The sequence below is a fragment of the Paenibacillus riograndensis SBR5 genome, from assembly GCF_000981585.1.
GTDB classification, from domain to species: Bacteria; Bacillota; Bacilli; order Paenibacillales; family Paenibacillaceae; genus Paenibacillus_AQ; species Paenibacillus_AQ riograndensis.
Genome location: NZ_LN831776.1, coordinates 3,181,050 through 3,203,854, shown reverse-complemented (window position 1 = coordinate 3,203,854; position 22,805 = coordinate 3,181,050). Strand labels below are relative to the sequence as shown.

Genomic DNA, 22,805 nt, shown 5'->3' with positions numbered 1-22,805 from the left:
CAAGCATTATTTTTTTGTTATGTAAGCTATATTGACATAATCCTTGACAGCACTCCGGTTTCCGGCTAGTTTTAATACAGATTAAACATCTGATGATCTAATGTTTGTGCCATTATTTCTGCAACCGCAAAGGAGCCGCCATGAGCAAACTGACCACCAACCCTCCATGGATTCATTCCAATTACCGTATGATCAGCATCCTGCTGTTCTTCCCGGCCCTGTTCATTCTCTCGGCACTGTACATTACAGTCCCGCTGATCCCGGTGTTCGCCGGGGAGTTCCATATATCGCTTGAGCAAGCGGCCTGGAGCGGGAGTGCCTTCTCCCTCTTTTTTGCCTTCGGCTGTCTGCTGTTCGGGCCATTGTCGGACAAGCTTGGGCGCAAGCGGGTCATGGTGCTGGGGCTGGCTGCGCTCTCGCTGGCTACACTCGGCACCGGCCTGGTTTCTTCCTTCCCGGCATTGATCGTCTTTCGCTGCATCCAGGGAGCCGTTGCCGCGACCTTTTCGCCGGTAGCCTTAACCTACGCCGGCGAGGTTTTCCCGACACACAGGCGCGTATCAGCCATCGGGATGATCAGCGCCGGGTTCCTGATGGCCGGCATACTCGGCCAGGTCTGGGCCAGCTATCTCAATGAACGGCTCGGCTGGCACGCCGTATTCCTCCTGCTGGCCGCTGTCTACGGCCTGACATTCCTCGCACTGGCCTTGTATCTTCCGTCCAGCCCGGCTTCCGCCGGGAGCGCCGCAACTCCCGGTAGCCGCCGGACGGAGTGGCGGAGCATTCTGGCGAACCGCTATCTATGGCTCTGCTACAGCGTAGCCGTCATGCTGCTGCTGTGCTTCGTCGGCATGTATACCGTGCTGGGCAGCTTCCTGCACAACAGTCCGTATGAGCTGTCCAATATGCAGGTGCTCGGCATCCGCGCCTTCGGCATGATCGGCATGCTGTGCTGCTTCATCTCAGGGCCCTGCTGCGCCCGCTGGGGCAGCAAGGCGGTGCTGCGCAGCGGGCTGCTGCTGGCGATTGCCGCGATGTGCGCCCTGTCGCTCGTCCGCTCGATCGCCGCCTATACGGCGCTGAGCGCCGTCTTCGTGGCCGGCATTGCAATCCTTGTGCCGTCCCTGATCTCGCTGGTCGGTGACATCGGCAGCAAGCAGCGGGCTACTGCCACATCGCTGTACACGTTCATCCTGTTCGCCGGCGCCAGCCTCGGACCGATTGTATCCGTCTATGCGCTCGATATCGGCCCGCCCAATGTGCTGCCGTTCCTGATCTTTGCCGGCCTGCTTACCGTAGGCCTGATCAACTCGCTCTTCATCAAACTTCCTGGCCGGACGGCGTAAGCTTTTAACGTGGAGCGTTACCGGAAATACTCATACACGCATAAATGAAATAAGCGATTCGAAATATAGCACAATACGAGACTTAAGGCTGCAAAAAGCAGCACCAAACAAAAAAAGGTTGATTTAGAAATCGATAGATGACATCTTTGCCAGGAAGATCGGCTCCACGGGCACTTTCCAAAAGCCGAAACTAGTGCTTTCTCTCGAATTTCGAACTATCCTTTATCCAATTCTGTCTTTTATCGTTCGAGCCCGTTAAGCTTCAGATCCTCTTCAGTAAAAAAATTGAAAGAAACCGAGTTGACCTGAGGAAAATAGTGTATAATCTAATTAAAGTCAGCTTGAATATAAAAGGAGGTAAACCATAATGTATAGCATCAGTGAAATTGAAAAAATAACTGGACTGCCCGCCTCTACTCTCCGTTATTACGAGCAAGAGGGGATTTTACCTAGCGTGAATCGAAATGCTCGTGGGAGAAGAGAATATACAGAGGAAGTATTAGAATGGCTAGAATTAGTTGTTGCTTTAAAGGATACTGGCATGTCGATCGAAGAGATCAAAGCCTATACAGAGCTTATACTACACGGAGATGAGACGCTGAACGCAAGGAAGGATTTTCTGTCACAGCATAAAATGAAAGTAGAAAAATCAGTAGCACAAACGCAATTCCATCTGGAGAAAATCATTCGTAAAATCGCGATCTACGATGTCTTGATGTATAAGAAGGAGTCAAGTAAAGTAAATTTGATTTAAATCCCTTGTTGACTTCAAGTTTACTTTAAGTTGTAGACTGTGGATATAAACTTGAAGGAGTGATTATATTGTCTCAACAACAAGGAAAAGTTTGGTTTATTACAGGATGCTCAACCGGATTTGGACGTCATATCGCGAAGCATGCCATTGATGCAGGATATAAAGTTGTGGTAACAGCCCGCAATGTGGATCAGATTCAGGATCTCACAGCTGGATATGAAGAAAATACACTGGCTCTCCCATTAGATGTGACCAATCAAGGTCAAATTAACAGTGCTGTCGCCAAGACGATTGAGAATTTTGGTCGCATAGATGTGCTGGTTAACAATGCCGGCATTGGCTATTTTGGTTCGGTTGAGGAAAGCGTCGAGGAAGAGACTCGCAAAATGTTCGAAATTAACTTTTGGGGTCTCATGCATGTGACAAATGCCGTATTACCACATATGAGAAGCCAGAAATCCGGGCATATCATTAACTTTTCTTCAATCGGTGGCTTGACCTCGTTTCCAACACTCGGCTATTATCACGCGACAAAATATGCTGTTGAGGGGATTTCCGAAAGTCTCGCTCAAGAAGTAGCGCCGTTCAACATTCATGTGACACTGATCGAGCCAAGTGGCTTCCGTACGGATTGGGGCGGTCGTTCTTCGGTTAAAACTGACACAGCTATTCCTGAATTAAAGCAGTCGCCTGTAGGCCAAATGTTGAACGCTGTCCAGCAGGAGGCAGGACAAGAAGCCGGCGATCCTTCCAAGGCTGCAGAAGCGGTTATTACTGTCGTTGAAGCAGACAAACCGCCACTTCGTCTGCTCCTTGGAGAAATGGCTTATCAAGCAGCCACGCATAAATTTACGAATCTGCTTGCAAATATAGAGGAATGGAAAGAAACTACGATCAAAGCTGATTTCAAAAAATAAGAGTTTTTGTGTTAATCAAGGGGTTGTCTGACTTTCAGAGGGACAACCCTTCTTTATTGAAATTAAGTCTCCTGTTTCTGAATGGAAAAATTCTTTATCAAAATGGTTGCAGTTCTCTCTTAATTAACCTGCTCGTTAGGCTACCGAATTATTCGCAGCCTGTTGTCATCGCACACTCCAGTTAGCTTATTATACATGTATTGTTAGTATAAACATGATAGAGCTTTTAAGTTGGCGGCTTTAATTTCCATTCGGGGATAAAGCTTTCTTTTTATATGCAAAAATAGGCTATAAATCTTCCTCTCATACACCCAGCATTAAGACTTAAACAATGAATTAATCGTCACAAAGATACTGAGCGTTAATCTTTTTTACCACGGAATGAGAATTCCACGCCGCACCGGAGAGGGCAAGCCATAGTACATCATTGGTATAGTAGGTCCGCCCGATAATTTTCACATGGCCTTCTGTTGCTTTATACACTTGAGTACTAGACATTTCTAAACCTTCCTTCTCAGCTAATATTTGTAACAGTAACAAAGGCTCTCTCTCTTTTCAATAAGCCTCCCTAACTTTGCATGTATTACCCCGGATATGGGTTGTATGTTAAGATCAATGCTAAAGTATCTTCACTGACTAGAGGAGAACAATCATGGACTTCACCAGAGGAACCTACGGCTTTCGGTTTGCAGAAGATAAGGAGTTGCAATTATGCGTTCTATTTGCGGCCGGTTATGATTCTATCACCGATCCCTCTTACCGTTGGGACGGTCTGGAGCGAAATGACGGTCCTCTTCTATTGTTCCAATACACCCTCTCCGGAGAAGGTGTGTTTGAGTCGGAGAACCGGACTTACCTGGTCACTGCCGGACAGGCTTTTCTGGCAGAAATTCCCGGCCGCCACCGTTATTTCTACCCTCCGGATTCGAAAGAACCATGGCAATTCTTGTTCCTGTTATTCCGGCCCGATCTGATCCTGCCCCATTGGCGTAAATTTCTGCGTGAGGCAGGGGAAGTACCGCATTTGTCTGCAGACTGTGCACCGGTCCGGCTTCTACGGATGATTGTAAATGATGCAGCTGCAGGTAGAATCTCCGATCCTCTGATCGCATCTTCTTCCATCTATCAGTTCATGACAGAGCTGTCCAGGCTACAAGTAACAACGCTGAGAAACAAGGATAACTGGTCGGAGAGCATAAGGCGCGCTGCCGATTATATTGAGCACAACTTTGCACAGATGATAAGTATTGAGCAGCTTTCCGAGCATGTCTCCTTGTCCAAATATCATTTGATTCGCCGCTTTTCGGCTAGCACAGGTCTGACTCCCGGTGCTTATCTAACCCGTATCCGTATTGAGAAGGCTATGGAACTGCTCCGGGGAAGCAGCTTAAGTATTGAAGCCATTTCCAAGCAGATCGGCTACTCCAGCGGGAGCTACTTTATCAAGGCATTCCGCAGCCTGACCGGACTGACGCCTGGAGAATTCCGCAGCGGAGGCGACAGTCTTGCATACCGTAGGCTGTTTTTTGACTAACCGCAATTTTGTGCTATTCAGCTACTAAGATTACTATAGATATTGCTACTATCCTTTATTATGATGAGTATGACAAGAGCAATAATACATCAGTAAAGGAGATTTACAATGAATCATAAACTTGCAGCACCTACTCCACCTCTTGGCTGGAACAGCTGGGACTGCTATGGTGCAGCCGTAACTGAAGACGAAATCCGCGGCAATGCGCAATATATGGCAGAACATCTCAAAGACTTCGGCTGGAGCTACATTACCGTCGATATTCAATGGTACGAGCCCTTTGCGAATTCTTCACAATACCGTCCATTCGTACCGCTAGTGATGGATAAATATTCCCGGTTGATGCCTGCCGAGAACCGGTTTCCCTCCGCAGCGGGAGGTCAGGGCTTCAAGCCATTAGCCGATTATGTCCACAGTCTTGGCCTGCAATTCGGTATTCATATTATGCGCGGTATTCCACGGCAGGCCGCCCACGCTGCCACTCCTGTACTGGGTACAAGTGCAACGGCACGCGAGATAGCGCACGCGAACTCCATCTGTCCATGGAATACGGATATGTACGGTGTAGATGCCTCCAAAGAAGGAGCACAGGCTTACTACGATTCGCTCTTTGAACTGTACGCAGAATGGGGCGTTGATCTGGTGAAGGTCGATGATATCGCAGCTTCCCGGCTGTACGATACTCATCAGCCAGAAATCGCCCTGATCTCCAAAGCGATCGAACGATGCGGCCGGCCTATGGTGCTGAGTCTCTCGCCTGGTCCTGCTCCGGTGGAGTACTCGGACTTCTTCGTAGAGCATGCCAACATGTGGCGCGTAACAGATGATTTTTGGGACCTGTGGCCACTGCTTCTGGACATGTTCGATCGCTGCCGAAAATGGCAGGGCGTTCCGCAGGCCGGCTCCTGGCCGGACTGCGACATGCTGCCGCTCGGTCATATTGGCATTCGCTCTGTGGATGGCGGCGGGGAAGACCGCTGGACCCGATTCACGCGTGACGAACAGCTGACGATGATGTCGCTCTGGAGCATTTTCCGCTCTCCGCTGATCTTCGGCGGTGAACTGCGGGACAATGACGACTGGACACTATCGCTGCTGACCAACCGTGAGGTGCTGCGCTTGCACCGCGAGAGCTGCGGAGCCAGAGAAGCACTCTGCAAAGATGAGCTTATTGTTTGGACTGCAGGACACAGCGATGGCACCCGGTATGCTGCTGTATTCAACGTCGGCGACACCCTACTGCCGGTGGAACTGGCGCTTGAGGAGATTGGCTTCAGCGGCTCAGCCTCCGGCACTGAGCTCTGGAGCGGGACGCCAGCCAAAATTGCCGCAGGTGTGCTTCAGACAACTGTACCGTCTCATGGTGTACGCCTGTATAGCTTCTTGTAAGGAAAAAGCCTGTAGTCCAGAATCGTTTGGACTACAGGCTTTTTTGTCTTGAATAAGCTTATCTGTTCGGGAATACCATCTTTTCAGCATTGCCGACTTCAAAGGCTACAGCCTCATCATAACCAAGGCCTTTGGATTTCGTAATCATTTCTTCCTTGAGCTTGTTATATTCAGCATCATTCTTGGCAAATACCATTTTCCATGAGTACTCCTTGATAATCTTGCCGATTCCGTCAATCTTCTGCTGCAGCTGGGCAGGCACAGTGACCGGAGTTTCAGTCGTGAAGAACGGCTTCGATACTTCAATCATGTTGTTCTTCACAAAATAGTCTTTCGCCGTCATCACTCCCGTAGCTTCGCGCCAGCTTTTGGTGACCGGGTCCGGATCATGATTCAGCGTTGAAGGCCACAGGTTGTAGTCATAGGTTTCACCGGTATCCGGGTTGATGTTCGTCAGCTTCAAAGTAGTATTATTAATCTGGTTTGTACCGTCCTTGAACGTGCCTCCGCCATATTCAGCCGGTACAGGTTCAGCATTCGCAGGCAACGCCTTCCAGCCGAAGTCGGTCACGAACGGCTTCCCGCTCTCATCAATATCCCAAGCCAGGCCCTTTGGACCATAATTCGCTTCCATCACGCCTTCAGGCGAGTACAGCCAGCTCAGGAATTCCATAATACGTTCAGGTTCCTTGGCCTTTGAACCGATTGCCCATACCCGGTTGCCGCCATACGGACTTTGTCCGTAAGAAGTAACTTTCTCATCGGCAAAAGGCACTAGAGCAAAGCCTTTGCCCTCAGCTGTACGTTCAGGCGTATTGTAAACGTTATCAACCCAAGGGAAATGTGAGAATAATACTTGCCCGTCCTTGATCTTGTTGGAGACATCCGAGAATTTCTGCGTTAAGGAATCAGGATCAAGCAGTCCCATCTGATTCGCGTCATAATAGAACTTCAGACCTTGAAGATAATATCCGTCTTCATCCAGGACACCCTGCCATTCGTCCTTATTTTGATGCGTCAGGGTCAGCCCTGCTGGATTCAGTCCGTCGCCTTCATTATAACCGTGGAACTGGGCGATAACTTTAGCCAGGGTCATGTAAGTGCCATCCCAGTCGGACCACAGGGAGATGCCGTAGGTCGGACGACCATTCTCACTCTTTGGTTCGAGTTCCTGCATTTTCTTCAGCAGCGGGAGATAATCATTCAGTGTCTTGATTTCCGGACTGCCGAGTTTTTGGTACAAGTCCCAGCGGAGGTTCGGTCCATAGTTCATTGTCGCCCCTTCGGAGGGGCCTTCTCCTGTTCCTACATCGAATCCAACTCCGTACACCGCGGTACCTCCACCGAATTGCTTCTTATTTGCTTCAATGGCTTCCGGAGCATTAGCGAGCAAGCCCTGACCATACTTATTTAGCATATCGTCCTTCGTAAAATCGAGCAGCAGGCCTGCTTTGATTGCATCCTGATAGTCCTTGCCGTTGGTGCCGAAGACTACCAGGTCACCCAGATCTCCTGAAGCCATCATGGTTGCGACTTTTTGCTGTCCGCCGGCCAGGTTCGAGGCGATAATGTTAAGCTTGATGTTAAACTTATCTTTGACAAGCTTGGCAAACCAGCCGGGCTGCTCCCCGGCATAGTTGGCCAGCATGGAGAACACATCAATGGTGATTTCTTTTTTATCTGTATTATCGTTGTTATCAGAAGCAACTGGTGCGTTTGTTGCGCTGCCTGCTGAATTCCCGCCGTTATTATTGCTGCTGCACGCTGAAGTGAATACGAGCATCGCACACATTGCAGCGGTAAGTGCCGTTCCGGCCCATCTCTTTTTCATATTTTAAATCCTCCCCTGTTTTGAACGCATTATTCTTATTGTTGAATACAACACCGTTTCGTGGAAGAATTTCACCCCTTTCAAGTAATGAACCTCCGGCAGTCAGCCTTTGACTGCACCAATCATAATTCCTTTTACAAAGAACCGTTGGAAGAACGGGTACACCAGCAGAATCGGCAGTACTACAACCATAGATACGGTGGTGCGGATGGAGGTTGGCGTTGCCATATTGGCCAGATCCAGATCCATAGCACCTGTAGACTGCTTCATTAGCTGGGCGATGGAAGTCGCTTCATTCATGTAACGATATAGAATAAATTGAAGTGTGAATAGCTTCTGATCCGTGACCAGGAACAACGTATCTGTGAAGCTGTTCCATTGGGTAACTGACGAGAAGATGGCAATGGTAGCCAGTATTGGCGTAATGAGCGGTAAGATAATACTTGTGAACACCTTGAAATACCCGGCTCCATCAATCTGTGCAGACTCCTGCAAGGCTATCGGTGTAGATTCGACGAAGGTTTTGACAAGAATAATAAAGAACGGCTGGACGATAAACGGCAGTACGTAAGCGGCAAAATTATTAGTAAGACCTAAATTCAGCATTGTTAAATACCACGGAATCAAACCGGCGTTGAAATACATCGTAATGACCAGAAAGCGGTACCAGAATTTGCGTCCCCACATTTGTTTGGTAAACAGATAACCGAGAAAGGCGGAAGCGGCAACCGTCAAAAGGGTACCAATCACTGTGCGGCCGACCGACATCAGTGCCGCCTGTCCGAGGCCGGGAATTTTAAAGACATCCATGTAGTTGGTAAAGTGAACACCCTTGGGATAGAACATAACCAGCCCTCTGCTGCTAAGGTCATTGTTACTAATCGTATTGATGAACAAATAATAGAATGGAAATACACAGATGAGCGTGATAAGGGCAAAAACGGCATAATTAATGAAGTGGAACAACGTAAATTTCTCTTTGGCAGGCATATGTCTCTTCTCTCCTTTTCTGTCTGTCTATTAAAAGATGCTGTCACCGCGGATGACTTTCGACATGGTATTAGCCACGAACAACAGGAACAGACTGACCAGTGATTTAAGCATGCTCACTGCTGTAGCGAAGCCGAAATTGGAATTTGTCATTCCGATATTGTACACATATAAGTCGAGAACCTCGATATGATTCGTATTCATTGCATTCTGGAACACGTAGAACTGCTCCATTCCGTTATTGATGAAATTTCCGATGGATAGCAGCAGCAGTACGAAGAAGGTAGGCATAATGCCCGGAACCGTTACGTGCCACATTAACCGGAATCTTCCGGCTCCATCGACTCTTGCTGCCTCATAGATCTCCTGATCAATCCCGGTTATAGCGGCAATATACATAATTGCTCCCCAGCCGAGCCCTTTCCATATACTCCATAAAGTCATTGCCATCCAGGTATGGTTATCGGAGGCGAGAATATTCATGGGTGTTGAGATCCAACCCAAATCCAGCAGCAAGTTATTCAAAAAACCATTATCTACCGAGAAAAGCATGAAGGCAAAGGAATAAACAAGCACCCAGCTAATGAAATTCGGCAGTGTTGTAAGCGTTTGTACAATTTTTTTGAACCTGGTGCTTCTTAGCTCAACCAGAAACACTGCAAAAATTACCGGTAAAACTGAAGTAGCAATATTTAAAGAACTGATAGCAAAGGTATTGCGCAGTACTCTCAGAACTTCCTGTCGCTGAATTTCATTGGAAATCATCGAAGTGAACCAGTCCAAACCCATGAATTCGGAAGCTGAGAGCGGAATACCCGGCCGGTAATCATAGAAGGCATAAATCCATCCGTAAAGCGGCAGGTACGAGAATAAGAAGGCCAGGACCAGAAATGGCAGCGCCATCAGGAACAAGCGGTATTTATCATTGTTGCGCAAATGTTTGGGGGTGCTTGCATTCACTAAAGATTTACTTGCAGGATTGATGTCCATTGTTTCTCCTCCGCTGCTCTAAATAATAATAGGTGCGCCAGCGCTACCCTGGAATCTTCATTGTAGCTAACGCTCTAATTCATTAACTTCACGGGTAATCTCTTCTCCGCCCTGCCGCTTCCACTCCTCAGCGAAATGGTCAAAGGCTTCCAGTGGAGCCGCGCCCAGGATAATCTTCAAGAAGGTCTCATCTTCCAGCCGCTGAAGCTTCAGCCATCTGCTTTCCATCGTCGGAGTCTGAGTATAAGTGGCACTGAATATTCCCTTAATCTCATTGTCCACTAGCGGCGATCCGCCAACCATTAAAGAATAGGCGCGAACCCACATGGCCCTGTTCTTATCTGGTTCCCAGTACTGAATATCGTATTTGTCGTAAGGTCCTAATTTGACAGGTCCAATATTGCGGATATCGGACTGCAACATCTTGTACTCAGGCTTATTCAAGAAATCTTCAGCGGTTTTAGTACCAGCAAATACTTGCCGGAGTGCCTTCACTTCATACTCGGTTTCATCAGCTGCCGCATAAGTCAAGCGTAACGGGTACTCCGTGGGACCTCTTTCGGTAGTGAAGGTGCCCCGGCTTTCCCCAAGTACCAGATTATTAACGATTAACATAGCGGCTTCAGGATGCTCATACCCTTTGCGGACAACGACAAATTGGCTTGTAGTATTACTCATATGCGGGCGGTACGAGCCACTCTTGTCCAGAGGGAGTGCATACGCCTGCCAATTTGCCTCAGGATTATTCCGTACTGCATCGTCGATAGGCCCATAGGGAGCCCACCATGGTGCAAAGAACATCCCCGTTTTCCCGCTTGCAACAGATTCTCCCGGATCTTCACGCACCCCCATTTCAGGATCAATTGCCCCTGATAGATACATCTTCCTTAATATCCCCAAGGCTTCCTTGGTCTCAGGTTGAATGGAGCCGTATACAACCTTGCCGTTATTCTCCAGCCAATAGCCAGGGTAGGCGTTATAAGCAGCAAATATCCCGTCAAAACCATACAGATTATTGGTTGACTGAAGAAAATTGGCATACATCCTGCCCGTTGCACTTGGTCCGGCCAGCCCAATCGTATCCCGCTGGCCGTTGCCGTCCGGATCCTGTTCAACGAACGCATGGGCAACTGCTTCCAGTTCCTCCATCGTCTGCGGCGGCTTGAGCTGTAGCTTATCGAGCCAATCTTTACGAAGCCATAAAAGATGTATCCCGTCTGCCTGTAGCTGTACATTAGGCAGTGCAAGGATTTTACCGTTAAACGTTACGCTGCCCAATGCCTCTCCGCCTGTGCTGTCAACAATTCTCTTGATTACTGGAGACGCGTAGGTATTATAGACCTCGGTTAAATCCGCCAGCTGGTCAGCCTCTACCATTTCTTTAAGCTCAACAGCGCCGACAACCATTGCATCCGGCAGGTCACCGCTGGCAATCGCCAGGCTTACCTTCTGGTTATAATTCGCCGGTGAGGCTTTGAAGGAATAGTCGACAATAATATTTAAGTTGTTTTTGATATTACGGGTATATTGATTATCAACAAGGGTTTCACCCTGCAGCAGAGATTTGGTAGACTCGACTGTGGTACCGATATGAATGGTGACGGGCTCTTCATATTTGCCCGATGAACCGGGAAGCAGTTTGGCATGCTGACTTGCATCTGAGTTTGAATTTTTGCTGTTGCTACATGCATTTGTCGTTAGCGATATAAGAAGCACAGCAATCATCCCAAGCCTTCTTTTCATCTTACCTTCCCTTCTCTCAGTGATAACACCTTGTAAACTGAGTATATAGGATAGAAACCGCCTTCGAGATAGAAAGCGGCTTCGAATCTGGGTAGAGAAATGGGGGAAGTTCATGCTGGAGCAGCAGTCATTTATCCCCCTAAATATCGGACATTTATCCACCCGCTTGAACGGACTGCCTGTACTCGCTAGGGAGCATGCCTGTTTTCTCGTAAAATACCCGGCTAAAATACTTCTGATCCGTATATCCCGTATGCTCGGAGATCCACTGCATGTTTTTTTGTGTATACTGCAGGTACTCCTTGGCTTTGTCCATCCGGATTGTCCGCAAATAATCATTGAAGGTCATCCCGACCATATCCTTAAAACACTGGCTGAAATAACTTCGGCTCATATTCACTCTCTTGGCCATTTCGGAAGCAATGACCGGATTAGCCATTTCTTCATGCATAGCCTGCACCGCTCTGGCGATACATTCTTTAACCTCTTCCGAGTACTGGGGCTTGCCAATGGCAGCAGCCAAGGATTGTCTGGTGTTATTCAGCCATTCTTCCACTTCAAACCAAGCAACGAAGGTCTCCGGCAGTTCGATTTGCTGCCCCGTTACAGAAGCATAGATCCGGTTCCATCCGGGCAGTAATGTATTTAGGAACCCGGTCAGCCTGGCAGGAGGCAATGCTGCACCTTTCAAACTCTCCAGAAACCTGACGAATTCGGACTCCTTATGAACCCAGCCCAGTGACTGGCCTGACTTTTTCAGCCCGGTTAGTAAATCCATACTTACTGTCGGCATGGATAGGGATGCTGTATCCCGGATTACTTCATTTGTTGGCATTTGGCCGGGAATAACAGTATAGAAGCTGTTATTACCAGACACCGCCTCAGCGGTTAAATTGACCGGCGCAGCATTCTTCATTTTCTCTTCCTGTATTCTGGCGCTGATCCTGCCCATTACCTCATCATAGCTGTCCGTTTCCAGTTCAACCTTGGCGATATAATCAATTGCCCCCAGCCGGAGACAATCCTGAATGTATTCGAAATCCTGATGGAGCGTGAGCACAACAATAGAGATACGGGGATATTGCCTGCGAACTACTCGCATCAGCTCCATACCGGACATAACCGGCATGGCCAGATCGGTGAGCAATAAATCTACCTGCTGCTCAGCGAGGAAATCCAGCGCCTTTTCACCATTCTTAGCCTCTCCAACCACTTCCATGTTGTACTCCAGCCAGGGAAGCATAGATCTTAAGCCTTTGCGCACCAGGTTATCGTCATCAACAATTAAGACTTTAATCATTCGGCAAAACCTCCATGCTCGGTAATTTCAAAAAGACGGTTGTTCCCTGGCCCAGTTCACTATGAATCTCCAGGCTGGCCAGTCCGCCGTACTGGTTCTCAATCATCCGTTTGACATAACTCATTCCAATGCCCATTCCGGCTTTCTGCTGTTCAACCTGCTGCTGATGCAGCAGCTTCGCGATTTCTTCTGCTGAAATGCCTGCGCCATTATCATAAACAGAGATGATTATCTGCCCTTCTTCCTTTCCTACCTCAACCTGAATATAGCCCTCATCATGAAGACCGTGGTACAAGGAATTCTCCAGCACCGGCTGCAAAATAAAGCGGGGAATCGGTAATTCCAGTACATCATCATCGACATGAATCCGTACATCAAAGCCGAAGTCATACCGGACCTGCTGGAGCGTTAAATATTGCCGGATGGAGTCGATTTCTTCACGGATCGTAGAGACCAGTCCTCTTTTGCCCAGATTGTAATACAGCAGCTTGTTGAGCGAAACGACCAGCTTATCAATGTCCTTCTGCCCGTTCATCACTGCCAGCCAGTGGACCGTATCCAGTGTATTCATCAGAAAATGCGGATTAATCTGATACAGCAGCTTTTCCACCTCCAGGTCTGCCCGCCCCTTCTCCTTAACCTCAACTTCCTGGATCAGCTCGGCAATCTGGTTCTTCATATTCTGCAGCTGCTTGAGCAGAAAATCGAACTCGGGTATTTTAATGCGCGTGACCTCGGTAACTGCCGTATTCCGCTGTGCAATGGACTTGATCTGATGGTTGAACTGCTGCAGCGGAACATAGACCATTTTCCACAGGAACCAGGCAATCAGCAGACTGACGGCAAGAAACAACAGGAACAAATAGATCATTTGAATGACCCAGCGATTTTTTTGCTGGTTGTATTCATTCACGGGAATTAGTGAGATAACGCTCCATCCTTGATTGCTTGTACTTTCAAACCAGTAATATCCGTTCTGCAGGCCTGCGTCACCGCTGCTCCCGCTGTCCGCGAAATAATCATCCATAGCAAAGTCTTCCGGAACATCGCTGTATGCAATCCGTTTGTCATTGTCCAGAATCAGGTAATAGGAGGCATCCTCCTGATTATCCTCAAAGATAGAAGGGGTCATCTTGAAGCCGGATTCAACATAAACATACATGTCATCTGGATCCCCGGGTAAATCTACCTTTCGCAACGCGGAGATCACATATTCGTCATTGTAACGTTCATTGCTGATATGAGGTCCAAAATAAGATATCCGGAAATACTCTGCCAGCAGCGGCAATCCGGTAATCTCATAATCCTCTTTAACGATGGTACTGTTGAACATGTAAGTACCTTTAACTTTAGAATAGTACATCATCAAACCGATCGTAGGATTGGTAAAAGAAATCAAATTAATCTCCGTATTAATCTCTTCCGTCAGCACAGCACGTTCAAACTGTTTATCGGAGGAAAGGAGTAAATCAACCTTCTTACCGATACTGCCCTGCAGCGCAAGCTGCTGGGAGACATGATTCAGGTTGCTTATAGTCCTTTCCAGGGACAATTCAGCCTGTTTCAGATTACTGCGAACACTGCTCTCCAGATTGCCCGCCAATATGGAAGACATCGTATGGTAGGACAGAAGCACGACACAAATAAAGGGAATCAGGGTAGCGCTTGCAAAAATAAACATGATCCGTTTCTTCATCGTCGCCTGCTGAAGGTAATTCATTATTAGCTTTAGCTTTGCACTCATCGACATCCCCCCAGCTATGGCTTATCTAAATTCATTATCGCACCTATTATTCGACAAATATAAGGCTGTTTCTGCTTGAATTGTTATATAGTGATCTTGAATTCACATTTATATTAATTTAATATGCATTTGCTAATATATTTGCAGCAACCGGGAGTGTCCTTATTTAATCTGCCTTTAAACAAAAAAGCCCCAGAGGCAACAAGTGGATCATTAATTAGACTGGACTTGCATATGCAACCCGAACCGCCTGAATGATCACATGATTATCTTACATGTAGGTCTAATTCGTCCTATTAATAATTAGTTTAATTTCATAACACATTTAGCGCTTTGTCCTGAGTACCTGAAATTAACTTCGCCATACCTTTATTTACCATATTGTAGAAAAACCGGTCAGCAGATGCTGACCGGTTAGTTGATTAACCAAAAAATATCTGAACATTCCCATAAACCAAAAACTTGACTGCTTTTACAAACCAACATGAATCGAGCATTGCCGATCTTCCGTCGGAACTGAAGCTCTTACAATCGCAATATCCACATGATAACTAGTCTTTGCAATCTGATCATCATTCCGCAGGATTTCTTCTCCGATCTGTGTAACCTCCCTCACGCGGTGGTTAGGCTGATTGTGGTAAATCTCGATACTCACCACAGCCGTGCACAACCGGAAGTACACGACCAGATCTGCACCGTGGGCAATAGATTGATAGGTCCACAATCAGTTTTTGTCACAATTGCGTTTCTGCCATAGCAGACTTGTTAACCCAGCCCCCGGGTCCGCTTTTCTGCTCTATGATGTAAAAGAGCGAGCCCTTGTTCTATAGCATGTCTACGTAGCTGGTTTGGCGTAACCCCATATGCCTTCTTAAACAAACGGTCGAAATACCCTACATTGTCAAATCCGACTGTTCCAGCAATATCTGTAACCCTTCTTTTTGTAGTCAATAACATTTTTCTGCCTTGCTTAAGACGAAATTGGATCAAATAATCTACAGGTGAGGTAGCTGCTCCTTCTTTAAAACAGCGCAAAGCCTCACTTTTACTTACTTTAGCCGCAAACGCAATATCTTCAAGACGAATTTTTTCCATAAAGTGGTTTGCAATGTACTCTATCATCAAACGCAGACGTGTCTGGGTAGTGATATAGGTTGCGGTATGAGGAGATGAACTGCAGGAATCTTGATGCAGAAACACTTGGCGCCAAATAGAGGTAATTGCAATTTGTATATCCAGTTCCCTTGTCTCATCCTCTGAATTGCATGTGCTAAAAATATGATTTAAGGACATCAGAATATCCTCTTGCCAGCTAACCCTGCTGCTTAAGTATAAGTAAGAGATCTGAGAGTTTTGTATTGGCTGTATATATTTTTGATACACTGTCTGATTTCCGCCAGCAATTAACTCCGGAGAGAACACTATATTTGGAACAAGTGTATGATTCTCAGCTTCATAACCGTGAATAATCCCCGAATTGATAAAAATCCCTTCTCCTTTATGGAGCACAACCGTTTGATCACCGATCTGATAGTTAGCCTCCCCTTCTTGAATGACTGCGAACTCTATCTCATCATGCCAATGGCAATTAATTCTGCGGTCAGGATAATGATTAATATCATCAAGATAATATTGAATTGGAAAATTTTTCGAGCCATGCGTTGTCATTTCCCGAAGCTGGTCATTTGTAATAACCATATTATATATATCCGTCCTTTCTCAATTAATAATGTGATATTGTACAATGATTTTATGTAATACTGCAAGTAAACTGAAAAGTTCTTGTGATATATTACATCTCACACACATCTCCAGAGGAGGATATTATGGCAACACTGCTACTGGTAGTCATTTACATCATTTTTATAAGTCTTGGAATTCCTGATTCCTTGTTCGGGGCTGCTTGGCCAGCTATTTACGATGAATTTAGTTTACCAGTTTCAGCAGCAGGATCTGTGACGTTTACCATTTCGGCTTGTACAACCATTTCAAGTCTTCTTAGTGCAAGGCTTATTAATAAATACGGCACAGCCAAGCTCACTACAATCAGTGTTTTCCTGACAGCTACTGCACTATTAGGATTTTCGCTTTCACCAAATATAATTTGGTTTTGTCTATTCGCTCTTCCGTTAGGACTAGGTGCAGGAGCTGTAGATGCAGCGCTCAACAATTATGTTGCGCTTTATTATAAAGCCAGCCATATGAATCTCTTGCACTGCTTTTACGGTCTTGGAGTTTCTGTAAGTCCATATATCATGTCACTTGCACTTTCACAACAGAATAATTGGCGGGGTGGTTATAGCAATGCATTTTGGATTCAGATAATTATCGCATTGATTGCCCTGTGTTCTTTACCGCTCTGGAAGAAAGTAAATCGACACAAGCAAGAAGCTGAAGATGAAGTTTTTCATATCGTCAGCATTACCACACTATTTAAACTTCCCTCTGCTAGAGCAGTATTCTTTATTCTCATCAGCTCTTGCGCTATTGAGTATACGGCTGGCATTTGGGGGAGCACTTTTCTAGTGAACACTAAAGGATTAACTGCCGAGAACGCTGCTAAATGCCTTGCTTTGTATTATATTGGACTAGCTACCGGTAGATTGTTAGCAGGTTTGGCAGCAACCCGATTATCAAGCTGGAAGTTAATTTATATCGGCCAGAGTGTCTTGATTACCGCGATTTTCATGCTTATGCTGCCATTGCCTACAAGCGTTTCAGTTGGTGCGTTATTATTAATCGGCCTTGGTAACGCCCCTATATTCCCTAATATTCTTCACTTAACTCCACAGAATTTTGGAAAAGAGTACTCACAGTCCATGATGGGAGCTCAGATGGCTGTTTCCTATGTCGGGATTGCCCTGATGCCTCCACTTTACGGTATACTTGCTCAAAAACTTAGCATGAGTATATTCCCTTATTTTATAGTGCTCTTATTTTGTATGATGCTCTTCTCCATCTACCGTCTAAGAGCTACTCTGAAGGAACAGCAAATAAAACTGCTTTAAATCGTTTGCTTCTCCAGTACCTGCTATGCTTCATCTTTTCAAACTACTTTTTGATTTATCGCAATCACATTTTTTGCCGAGAAAACACAGAATTTTTGAGAGAAAATCAACATTTTACGAGGTGTCTGAAATGAGTGAAAAAGAAAAATCACATACTGGATTGTTATACCAACCTAATGACCCAGAACTTGTTGCGGACCGTGATGTGACTGTGAAGAAACTGTACGACTACAACAACCTACACCCGCTTGAGCGCGAATTAAGAAGTGCCGCTATACGCGAATTGCTCGGTAAGGTCGGTGAAAATTGTGTTGTGGAGCAGCAGCTTTTTTGTACTTATGGCTATAATACTACACTGGGCAATAACTGTTTTATTAATCTCAACTGCAAACTAATGGACAGCGGATTCATTACTATTGGAGACAACGTATTTATTGCCCCCAATGTTTGTATCATAACGGAAAATCACGCGATGGATGTGGAGCACCGTTTGGCGGGGCTAGAATACACAGCTCCTGTTACGATTGGCGATAATGTCTGGATCGGTGCTGGTGTCATCATATTGCCAGGCGTAACGATTGGCGCAAATAGTGTAATCGGTGCAGGTAGTGTTGTTACTAAGGATATCCCACCGAGCACTTTGGCTGTCGGCAACCCTTGTACGGCGATCCGCTCACTTTAATTGTCACACAGACTTTATCATGCCGCATAAGGTGAAGTAGATACTTGTGATACGGCTCTCCGCGCTGTCTGTAACGGCAAGTTTTAGGGCCATCCTTTTGCGGGATGGCCCTATCCTTTTTCTCGACTTGTTCAACTATCGTACCCGTTAGCGGAACAATGTTCCCCTTTAAGTGAAAACGCTAATGGCGGAAATTGGCGCTATCATTTCATCCCACTCTTCATCGTAATCCACATCCTCAAGCTCAAAGCAAATCCCCGCAAAGCTCGTCAACGTCCGAGAGCGTATTTCCAATGCCAATTTTGTTATCGAATTGCCCGCAATGTCCAGTATTGAGCTTTTCAAAGTTCCATCCCAGTTGAAATATGCCTTATTCCTCCCCCAGGGACGATGTCTCCATGTTTCATAATATCCATTGGCATCACCCAGTTCGGTTTCATCGCTGATCTCTTGTACCCGATAGCTTAACGCCAAGTAGGGATAGCTTCCGCGGAGGACAACTGCTACTGAGTCATTGAACTAAAGTTCCTTCATCAGCTTAATTCTTCATTACCAAAGAAGCGTAAGTATGTATACATGCCATAAATTATTGCTTTCAAAGGAATAAATATTACTTCATCCCATGTGATGAGAGAAGCGACGACATGGCCTCGGCTGATTCTTGCATGCCACGACCAATCCATTCTTCGATCCAGCCATAAGTCCCGTAGGCGATAAAAGATGTAACATAGGCTGTCATATTGTCGTGCTCGGTTTTGGCTCCATATAGGTCGGTAAAAATGTTTAAAAACAGATAAAATAAATTTCTTTTTTTTAGTAAAAGATAAAAATCGCTATATTCTTTTAAGTGCTTAAACAAACTGCCGTATAGTTCTGCATTGGAATCATTATTTATTAGTTGATAATCCGCATCCCACTTTGAAATTAAATTCTTAATGTGCTTCAGTAAGATATCCTCTTTATCGACATAATTTCGGTAGAAAGAATTTCTGCTCACCTGCGCTTTCGCAGTGATTTGACTTATAGAGATTTGAGAAAGTTCGTATTTCATTAATAGCTTTAGGGTAGCTTCCGTAATTTGTTCTTTTACAAAAGTGTTTTTTTCTTCGTTATTCATGATGGTACATTTCCTCCTGATTTGTGCCATTTTTGTTGTAAATGTTGATCTTGCCAATAAGGGCTGGTACATTTGATACGTCGTTAGAGTACATCTGCTGCAGCAGATTGTCAAGGGCAAAGGATACGATTTTAAACCGCAGAGACAAAGGAGACACATATGACAAAACTTTTCACGATGAAACGAATCGTTATTCTCGCTGCAGTCATGATTATCGGGTTGATTTTAGGAAGACTGGCAGTGCGAATGCTTATTAATTTGATGGTTGGCGGATCATTGTTCGGAGGTAATTTTCTATGAGTAAAGGTAAACAGAAGGGAAACAAAACAGGCATGTTTATTCTGCTGTGTATAGGGGCGTTTATCGTTTCTTTTGCGGGGTCGGCTATCTTCAAAGTGACTTATACTTCTCCGGAATTAAAAAAATATTCGGTAGACTGGAACGATGAGATGGGAACGAGCTACACCGATATTGCTTACGGAGACGGCGAAGCCAATAAATTCGATTTATATGTACCGGCTGATCATACCAAAGAAGCCTATGGCCTTGTCGTATATCTCCATGCGGGAGGATTCACTACGGGTGATAAATCGGATGATGCAAGCATGCTGAAGTGGCTGGCTTCTAAAGGTTACGTGGCAGCAGGAATCAATTACACCCTTCGCGATGAAGTACACCCTGAGGCGAGCGTTTATTCACAGTCGATGGAAATTAAAAGCAGTATCCCCGCTGTTGTCGAAGAGGCTAAGAAGCTGGGATACAATCTTGATTCAATGGCCATATCCGGCGGTTCTGCAGGCGGGACGCTGGCGATGCTTTATGCATACCGGGATGCGGATGAATCACCCATTCCGGTGAAGATGCTGTTTGAAGCTGTAGGGCCGTCGAGCTTCTACCCGGAAGACTGGTCTGTATACGGTCTCGATCAAAACCCGGAGGCGGCAGCCAATTTGTTCTCAATCATGGCCGGTACTGACATTAAGGCAGATTTGCTCGGCACGGAAGCTTATGAAGAAGCAATCAAACCGATTTCAGCCTATATGTGGGTTAATGAACATTCGGTACCTACTGTCGCCGCCTATGGCGTATATGACAGAGTGTGCCCTTTTGATACTGTGAAGCATCTGATTAATGCCTTAGAAAAAAATAACGTAACCCATGAGTACATCGAATTCCCGCATTCGGGGCATGCACTTCAAAATGACAATGCTCTGTATGTAAAGTATATGGAAACAGTGGAAGAATATCTGGATACTTATCTACCAGTCGAATAATTTATCAAACAGAACAGCAATTCCGTTAGTCGCATGAAATTAGAGTGTGGAGGTAAATATAATGATGAAAACAATGACAGTGAATAATAGAAGTGAAAAAAGAAAAATTAGATGGTGGCGTATTCCAATTATTATTTTGGCAGTAGTAGGTGCAGGTTCACTTCTACTTAATGGGTGCGGGAAAGTTATGGAAAATATTCAGAGTGTCCCTGAAAATTACACGACAACAGTGAAAACAGCCGGTGAACTGGAAGCTAAATATATGGCTATGGGCAGCCATGAAGTAAGTTATTTTGAAAGCTATGCCATGATGTCGTTTCAAAAATACGAGATTTTTTACCCCTCAGACATTGCAGATATAGACAAGCAGCCTCCTGTGGTAGTTTTTGTCAATGGCACGGGAATCAAAGGTTCTAAGTATAAGGCTCTTCAAAAACATATGGCATCATGGGGATTCATCACAATTGCTACCGAAGAAGATTTCGCATGGAATGGTTTTTCCGCAGAAATGAGCGTCAGATTCCTTGAAAAGCTGAACAGTTCCGAACTATTCGACAACAAAGACAATGTTTTCTATCAAAAAATCAATTTAAATAACATTGGTATTACAGGACATTCACAAGGTGGTTACGGTGTTGTTAATGCAATTACCGTTCAAAAACATGCGGCAAGCTATAAGGCTGCTGTTATCCTCAGCTCAGACGCTTCTTTTAGCGGCAATGATTTTATGTGGGATGCTGATTCAACCCTTATTAAGACACCTTCGCTGATTGTTGGCTCTACAGGTGAATTTGATTCTGTTGTAGCATCTCTTGAAAATTTGCAGGGACTGTATTCAAATATACAGGATGGAACAACTAAAGTGTTGGCAAGAAGAAACGATGCCGATCATGGACAAATGCTCTACTATGCAGATGGATATGTTACTGCATGGTTTATGTATTATCTGCAGGATGATGAAGAAGCCAAAGCGGCATTCTTTACAAATGATGCTGAAATATTAACAAATCCACTTTACCAGAATCAGCAGATTTATCAGGCAAAATAACATAACTATTTGATGAAGAAAGAGCGGATATATATCAGCAGATATTAAAGGAAACGATACCGAAATTCAAAGAACAAGCTGGTGCACACTTGTTTATTTGGGATGGCTTACCATGGTACGATGATCCAAGAAATTTAACAATGCATACCATAATAGCAACACCTCATTTTCTTACCAAATTTGAAAATGTAAATATGTCCATATCCGAATGGGCAATGAATGCGGTTAATGGCAAGCTGGAAGATTACGGGCTGGATTTAGTTGACAAGACATACCCTTCGACTAATGAAGACTAAATAATGCAACAAGATATGTTTGTTTTTAGTCTTGCAGATATTTCTGCCGGGGTTTTCCAGACGTCTTTTGCAACATTATGCCAATCATCGTTTAAAAGTAAAGAAGCATCTACTAAAACTGTTTTACTTTTAGCTTTCGGATAGTAATTGGTAAATACATCATCGGCAAGTAAAGATGCTCCAAAGCCACCGGCACTATAACTTGTAACTACAACTGCCTCAGGGTTATCAATATTAGAACGCTCCATAACCTTTTGCATCACAGCACTATAGTTTTTATAACCGTAATGATAAAGTATCTTTTCTTTGCCACTTTTGTCTGTATACTTTAGCTCCCCGGTTCCTGCATGAAAATCACCTGTTGCATATGGAAATGCAATTACAGTCCAATCTTTGAAAGGATTTGAATCTGAATCAGTAGCAATCCCCCCCATATTCATAGTTAAATTTGCAAGCCTATCAATACCAATAACCTTTTTATTATACATATCTTCTTTAGCTGTTTCTGCACTAACGCTAACTCCACCACCTGCGAAATAAACAAGCACTTTATTTTCACTGCCTTTTTTGAAAAAGGCTCGATAGTGGCTACCATCCGATGATTTCATTTCACTACTAGTGACGCGATACCATTTACCAACTTCCGGGTTTTCTTTCAACTTTGGATATTGCAAAATAAATTTGTAAACCAAAAATAAAATAAGCAAAATAAAAATAATGATTATCCCTAAAATTTTCAAAACTTTTTTCATCCCTATTCCTCCACTATTTTTCTGTTGACATGTAACGGTCTAGATTTTCAGCCAACTATTAAGATCACCAGTGGCAGAATGAGTAGCCGA

Annotated in this window: 21 protein-coding genes; 9 read left to right on the top strand and 12 right to left on the bottom strand. The window is 45.1% G+C overall.

What is annotated here, in order from left to right; genetic code table 11:
* The first annotated feature begins 140 nt into the window (after nucleotides 1–140).
* From PRIO_RS13040 to PRIO_RS13030, 3 genes are all read left to right on the top strand, one after another.
* Entirely contained in the window at nucleotides 141–1,346 is a 1,206-nt protein-coding gene (locus PRIO_RS13040) for an MFS transporter (protein WP_020434213.1), read from the top strand.
* A 367-nt stretch (nucleotides 1,347–1,713) separates the two neighbouring features.
* Complete coding sequence (locus PRIO_RS13035; RefSeq protein WP_046502799.1) at nucleotides 1,714–2,100, top strand: MerR family transcriptional regulator; 387 nt, start codon at nucleotides 1,714–1,716, stop codon at nucleotides 2,098–2,100.
* A gap of 68 nt (nucleotides 2,101–2,168) precedes the next feature.
* Entirely contained in the window at nucleotides 2,169–3,017 is an 849-nt protein-coding gene (locus tag PRIO_RS13030; protein WP_046502795.1) for an oxidoreductase, read from the top strand.
* Nucleotides 3,018–3,353: 336 nt separating this feature from the next.
* On the opposite strand, the gene PRIO_RS36040 is transcribed toward PRIO_RS13030, so the two are convergent.
* Nucleotides 3,354–3,515: a hypothetical protein gene (locus PRIO_RS36040; protein ID WP_167345618.1), complete on the bottom strand. Its 162-nt coding sequence runs from the start codon at nucleotides 3,513–3,515 to the stop codon at nucleotides 3,354–3,356.
* Nucleotides 3,516–3,669: 154 nt separating this feature from the next.
* Here PRIO_RS36040 and PRIO_RS13020 point away from each other — a divergent pair, with 154 nt between their 5' ends.
* Both PRIO_RS13020 and PRIO_RS13015 read left to right on the top strand, forming a co-directional pair.
* Complete coding sequence (locus PRIO_RS13020) at nucleotides 3,670–4,551, top strand: helix-turn-helix domain-containing protein (RefSeq protein ID WP_020434210.1); 882 nt, start codon at nucleotides 3,670–3,672, stop codon at nucleotides 4,549–4,551.
* A gap of 108 nt (nucleotides 4,552–4,659) precedes the next feature.
* Nucleotides 4,660–5,940 carry a glycoside hydrolase family 27 protein gene (locus PRIO_RS13015; RefSeq protein ID WP_046502786.1) on the top strand — a complete coding sequence of 427 codons (1,281 nt, stop codon included), beginning with the start codon at nucleotides 4,660–4,662 and terminating at the stop codon, nucleotides 5,938–5,940.
* Nucleotides 5,941–5,998: 58 nt separating this feature from the next.
* Here the strand turns inward: PRIO_RS13015 and PRIO_RS13010 are convergent, their stop codons facing one another.
* From PRIO_RS13010 to PRIO_RS12980, 8 genes are all read right to left on the bottom strand, one after another.
* The gene (locus PRIO_RS13010; protein WP_020434208.1) at nucleotides 5,999–7,771 is read right to left on the bottom strand and encodes an extracellular solute-binding protein; all 1,773 of its coding nucleotides are present in this window, start codon (nucleotides 7,769–7,771) and stop codon (nucleotides 5,999–6,001) included.
* Between the two features lie 102 nt (nucleotides 7,772–7,873).
* The gene (locus tag PRIO_RS13005) at nucleotides 7,874–8,761 is read right to left on the bottom strand and encodes a carbohydrate ABC transporter permease (protein ID WP_020434207.1); all 888 of its coding nucleotides are present in this window, start codon (nucleotides 8,759–8,761) and stop codon (nucleotides 7,874–7,876) included.
* A 30-nt stretch (nucleotides 8,762–8,791) separates the two neighbouring features.
* Nucleotides 8,792–9,751: an ABC transporter permease gene (locus PRIO_RS13000; RefSeq protein ID WP_020434206.1), complete on the bottom strand. Its 960-nt coding sequence runs from the start codon at nucleotides 9,749–9,751 to the stop codon at nucleotides 8,792–8,794.
* 66 nt (nucleotides 9,752–9,817) lie between these two features.
* Entirely contained in the window at nucleotides 9,818–11,494 is a 1,677-nt protein-coding gene (locus tag PRIO_RS12995; RefSeq protein ID WP_039791395.1) for an extracellular solute-binding protein, read from the bottom strand.
* Nucleotides 11,495–11,648: 154 nt separating this feature from the next.
* Entirely contained in the window at nucleotides 11,649–12,794 is a 1,146-nt protein-coding gene (locus PRIO_RS12990; RefSeq protein WP_020434204.1) for a response regulator transcription factor, read from the bottom strand.
* Nucleotides 12,787–14,538 (bottom strand): sensor histidine kinase, encoded by a 1,752-nt coding sequence (locus tag PRIO_RS12985; RefSeq protein WP_046502776.1) that lies wholly within the window; start codon nucleotides 14,536–14,538, stop codon nucleotides 12,787–12,789. The genes PRIO_RS12990 and PRIO_RS12985 overlap by 8 nt, the downstream gene beginning before the upstream one ends.
* A 472-nt stretch (nucleotides 14,539–15,010) precedes the next feature.
* Nucleotides 15,011–15,262, bottom strand: coding sequence for a beta-galactosidase (locus PRIO_RS35520; protein WP_231869878.1), 252 nt, complete (start codon nucleotides 15,260–15,262; stop codon nucleotides 15,011–15,013).
* A 41-nt stretch (nucleotides 15,263–15,303) separates the two neighbouring features.
* Nucleotides 15,304–16,236, bottom strand: coding sequence for an AraC family transcriptional regulator (locus PRIO_RS12980; protein WP_046502771.1), 933 nt, complete (start codon nucleotides 16,234–16,236; stop codon nucleotides 15,304–15,306).
* Between the two features lie 128 nt (nucleotides 16,237–16,364).
* Between PRIO_RS12980 and PRIO_RS12975 the strand changes: the two genes are divergently transcribed.
* On the top strand, nucleotides 16,365–17,546 hold the full coding sequence (locus tag PRIO_RS12975) for an MFS transporter (RefSeq protein ID WP_046502766.1): 1,182 nt from the start codon (nucleotides 16,365–16,367) through the stop codon (nucleotides 17,544–17,546).
* Nucleotides 17,547–17,676: 130 nt separating this feature from the next.
* Nucleotides 17,677–18,228, top strand: a complete 552-nt coding sequence (locus tag PRIO_RS12970) for a sugar O-acetyltransferase (protein WP_020434198.1) — start codon at nucleotides 17,677–17,679, stop codon at nucleotides 18,226–18,228.
* Between the two features lie 168 nt (nucleotides 18,229–18,396).
* On the opposite strand, the gene PRIO_RS12965 is transcribed toward PRIO_RS12970, so the two are convergent.
* Both PRIO_RS12965 and PRIO_RS12960 read right to left on the bottom strand, forming a co-directional pair.
* Complete coding sequence (locus PRIO_RS12965) at nucleotides 18,397–18,702, bottom strand: hypothetical protein (RefSeq protein ID WP_020434197.1); 306 nt, start codon at nucleotides 18,700–18,702, stop codon at nucleotides 18,397–18,399.
* A gap of 136 nt (nucleotides 18,703–18,838) precedes the next feature.
* Nucleotides 18,839–19,345 (bottom strand): TetR/AcrR family transcriptional regulator, encoded by a 507-nt coding sequence (locus PRIO_RS12960; protein ID WP_046502759.1) that lies wholly within the window; start codon nucleotides 19,343–19,345, stop codon nucleotides 18,839–18,841.
* Between the two features lie 296 nt (nucleotides 19,346–19,641).
* Between PRIO_RS12960 and PRIO_RS12955 the strand changes: the two genes are divergently transcribed.
* Nucleotides 19,642–20,619 carry an alpha/beta hydrolase gene (locus PRIO_RS12955; protein WP_020434194.1) on the top strand — a complete coding sequence of 326 codons (978 nt, stop codon included), beginning with the start codon at nucleotides 19,642–19,644 and terminating at the stop codon, nucleotides 20,617–20,619.
* A gap of 61 nt (nucleotides 20,620–20,680) precedes the next feature.
* A complete protein-coding gene (locus PRIO_RS12950) occupies nucleotides 20,681–21,667 on the top strand; it encodes a poly(ethylene terephthalate) hydrolase family protein (protein WP_144412104.1) in 987 nt (328 codons plus the stop codon).
* A gap of 292 nt (nucleotides 21,668–21,959) precedes the next feature.
* On the opposite strand, the gene PRIO_RS12945 is transcribed toward PRIO_RS12950, so the two are convergent.
* Nucleotides 21,960–22,715: a pectin acetylesterase-family hydrolase gene (locus tag PRIO_RS12945; protein ID WP_052741448.1), complete on the bottom strand. Its 756-nt coding sequence runs from the start codon at nucleotides 22,713–22,715 to the stop codon at nucleotides 21,960–21,962.
* Between the last annotated feature and the right edge of the window lie 90 nt (nucleotides 22,716–22,805).

Excerpts from the sequence above, each read along its gene's own strand:
- PRIO_RS13040 (WP_020434213.1), top strand. The coding sequence starts at position 141 with ATGAGCAAACTGACCACCAACCCTCCATGGATTCATTCCAATTACCGT.
- PRIO_RS13035 (WP_046502799.1), top strand. The coding sequence starts at position 1,714 with ATGTATAGCATCAGTGAAATTGAAAAAATAACTGGACTGCCCGCCTCT.
- PRIO_RS36040 (WP_167345618.1), bottom strand. The coding sequence starts at position 3,515 with ATGTCTAGTACTCAAGTGTATAAAGCAACAGAAGGCCATGTGAAAATT.
- PRIO_RS13020 (WP_020434210.1), top strand. The coding sequence starts at position 3,670 with ATGGACTTCACCAGAGGAACCTACGGCTTTCGGTTTGCAGAAGATAAG.
- PRIO_RS13015 (WP_046502786.1), top strand. The coding sequence starts at position 4,660 with ATGAATCATAAACTTGCAGCACCTACTCCACCTCTTGGCTGGAACAGC.
- PRIO_RS13010 (WP_020434208.1), bottom strand. The coding sequence starts at position 7,771 with ATGAAAAAGAGATGGGCCGGAACGGCACTTACCGCTGCAATGTGTGCG.
- PRIO_RS13005 (WP_020434207.1), bottom strand. The coding sequence starts at position 8,761 with ATGCCTGCCAAAGAGAAATTTACGTTGTTCCACTTCATTAATTATGCC.
- PRIO_RS13000 (WP_020434206.1), bottom strand. The coding sequence starts at position 9,751 with ATGGACATCAATCCTGCAAGTAAATCTTTAGTGAATGCAAGCACCCCC.
- PRIO_RS12995 (WP_039791395.1), bottom strand. The coding sequence starts at position 11,494 with ATGAAAAGAAGGCTTGGGATGATTGCTGTGCTTCTTATATCGCTAACG.
- PRIO_RS12990 (WP_020434204.1), bottom strand. The coding sequence starts at position 12,794 with ATGATTAAAGTCTTAATTGTTGATGACGATAACCTGGTGCGCAAAGGC.
- PRIO_RS12985 (WP_046502776.1), bottom strand. The coding sequence starts at position 14,538 with ATGAGTGCAAAGCTAAAGCTAATAATGAATTACCTTCAGCAGGCGACG.
- PRIO_RS12980 (WP_046502771.1), bottom strand. The coding sequence starts at position 16,236 with ATGGTTATTACAAATGACCAGCTTCGGGAAATGACAACGCATGGCTCG.
- PRIO_RS12975 (WP_046502766.1), top strand. The coding sequence starts at position 16,365 with ATGGCAACACTGCTACTGGTAGTCATTTACATCATTTTTATAAGTCTT.
- PRIO_RS12970 (WP_020434198.1), top strand. The coding sequence starts at position 17,677 with ATGAGTGAAAAAGAAAAATCACATACTGGATTGTTATACCAACCTAAT.
- PRIO_RS12960 (WP_046502759.1), bottom strand. The coding sequence starts at position 19,345 with ATGAATAACGAAGAAAAAAACACTTTTGTAAAAGAACAAATTACGGAA.
- PRIO_RS12955 (WP_020434194.1), top strand. The coding sequence starts at position 19,642 with ATGAGTAAAGGTAAACAGAAGGGAAACAAAACAGGCATGTTTATTCTG.
- PRIO_RS12950 (WP_144412104.1), top strand. The coding sequence starts at position 20,681 with ATGATGAAAACAATGACAGTGAATAATAGAAGTGAAAAAAGAAAAATT.
- PRIO_RS12945 (WP_052741448.1), bottom strand. The coding sequence starts at position 22,715 with ATGAAAAAAGTTTTGAAAATTTTAGGGATAATCATTATTTTTATTTTG.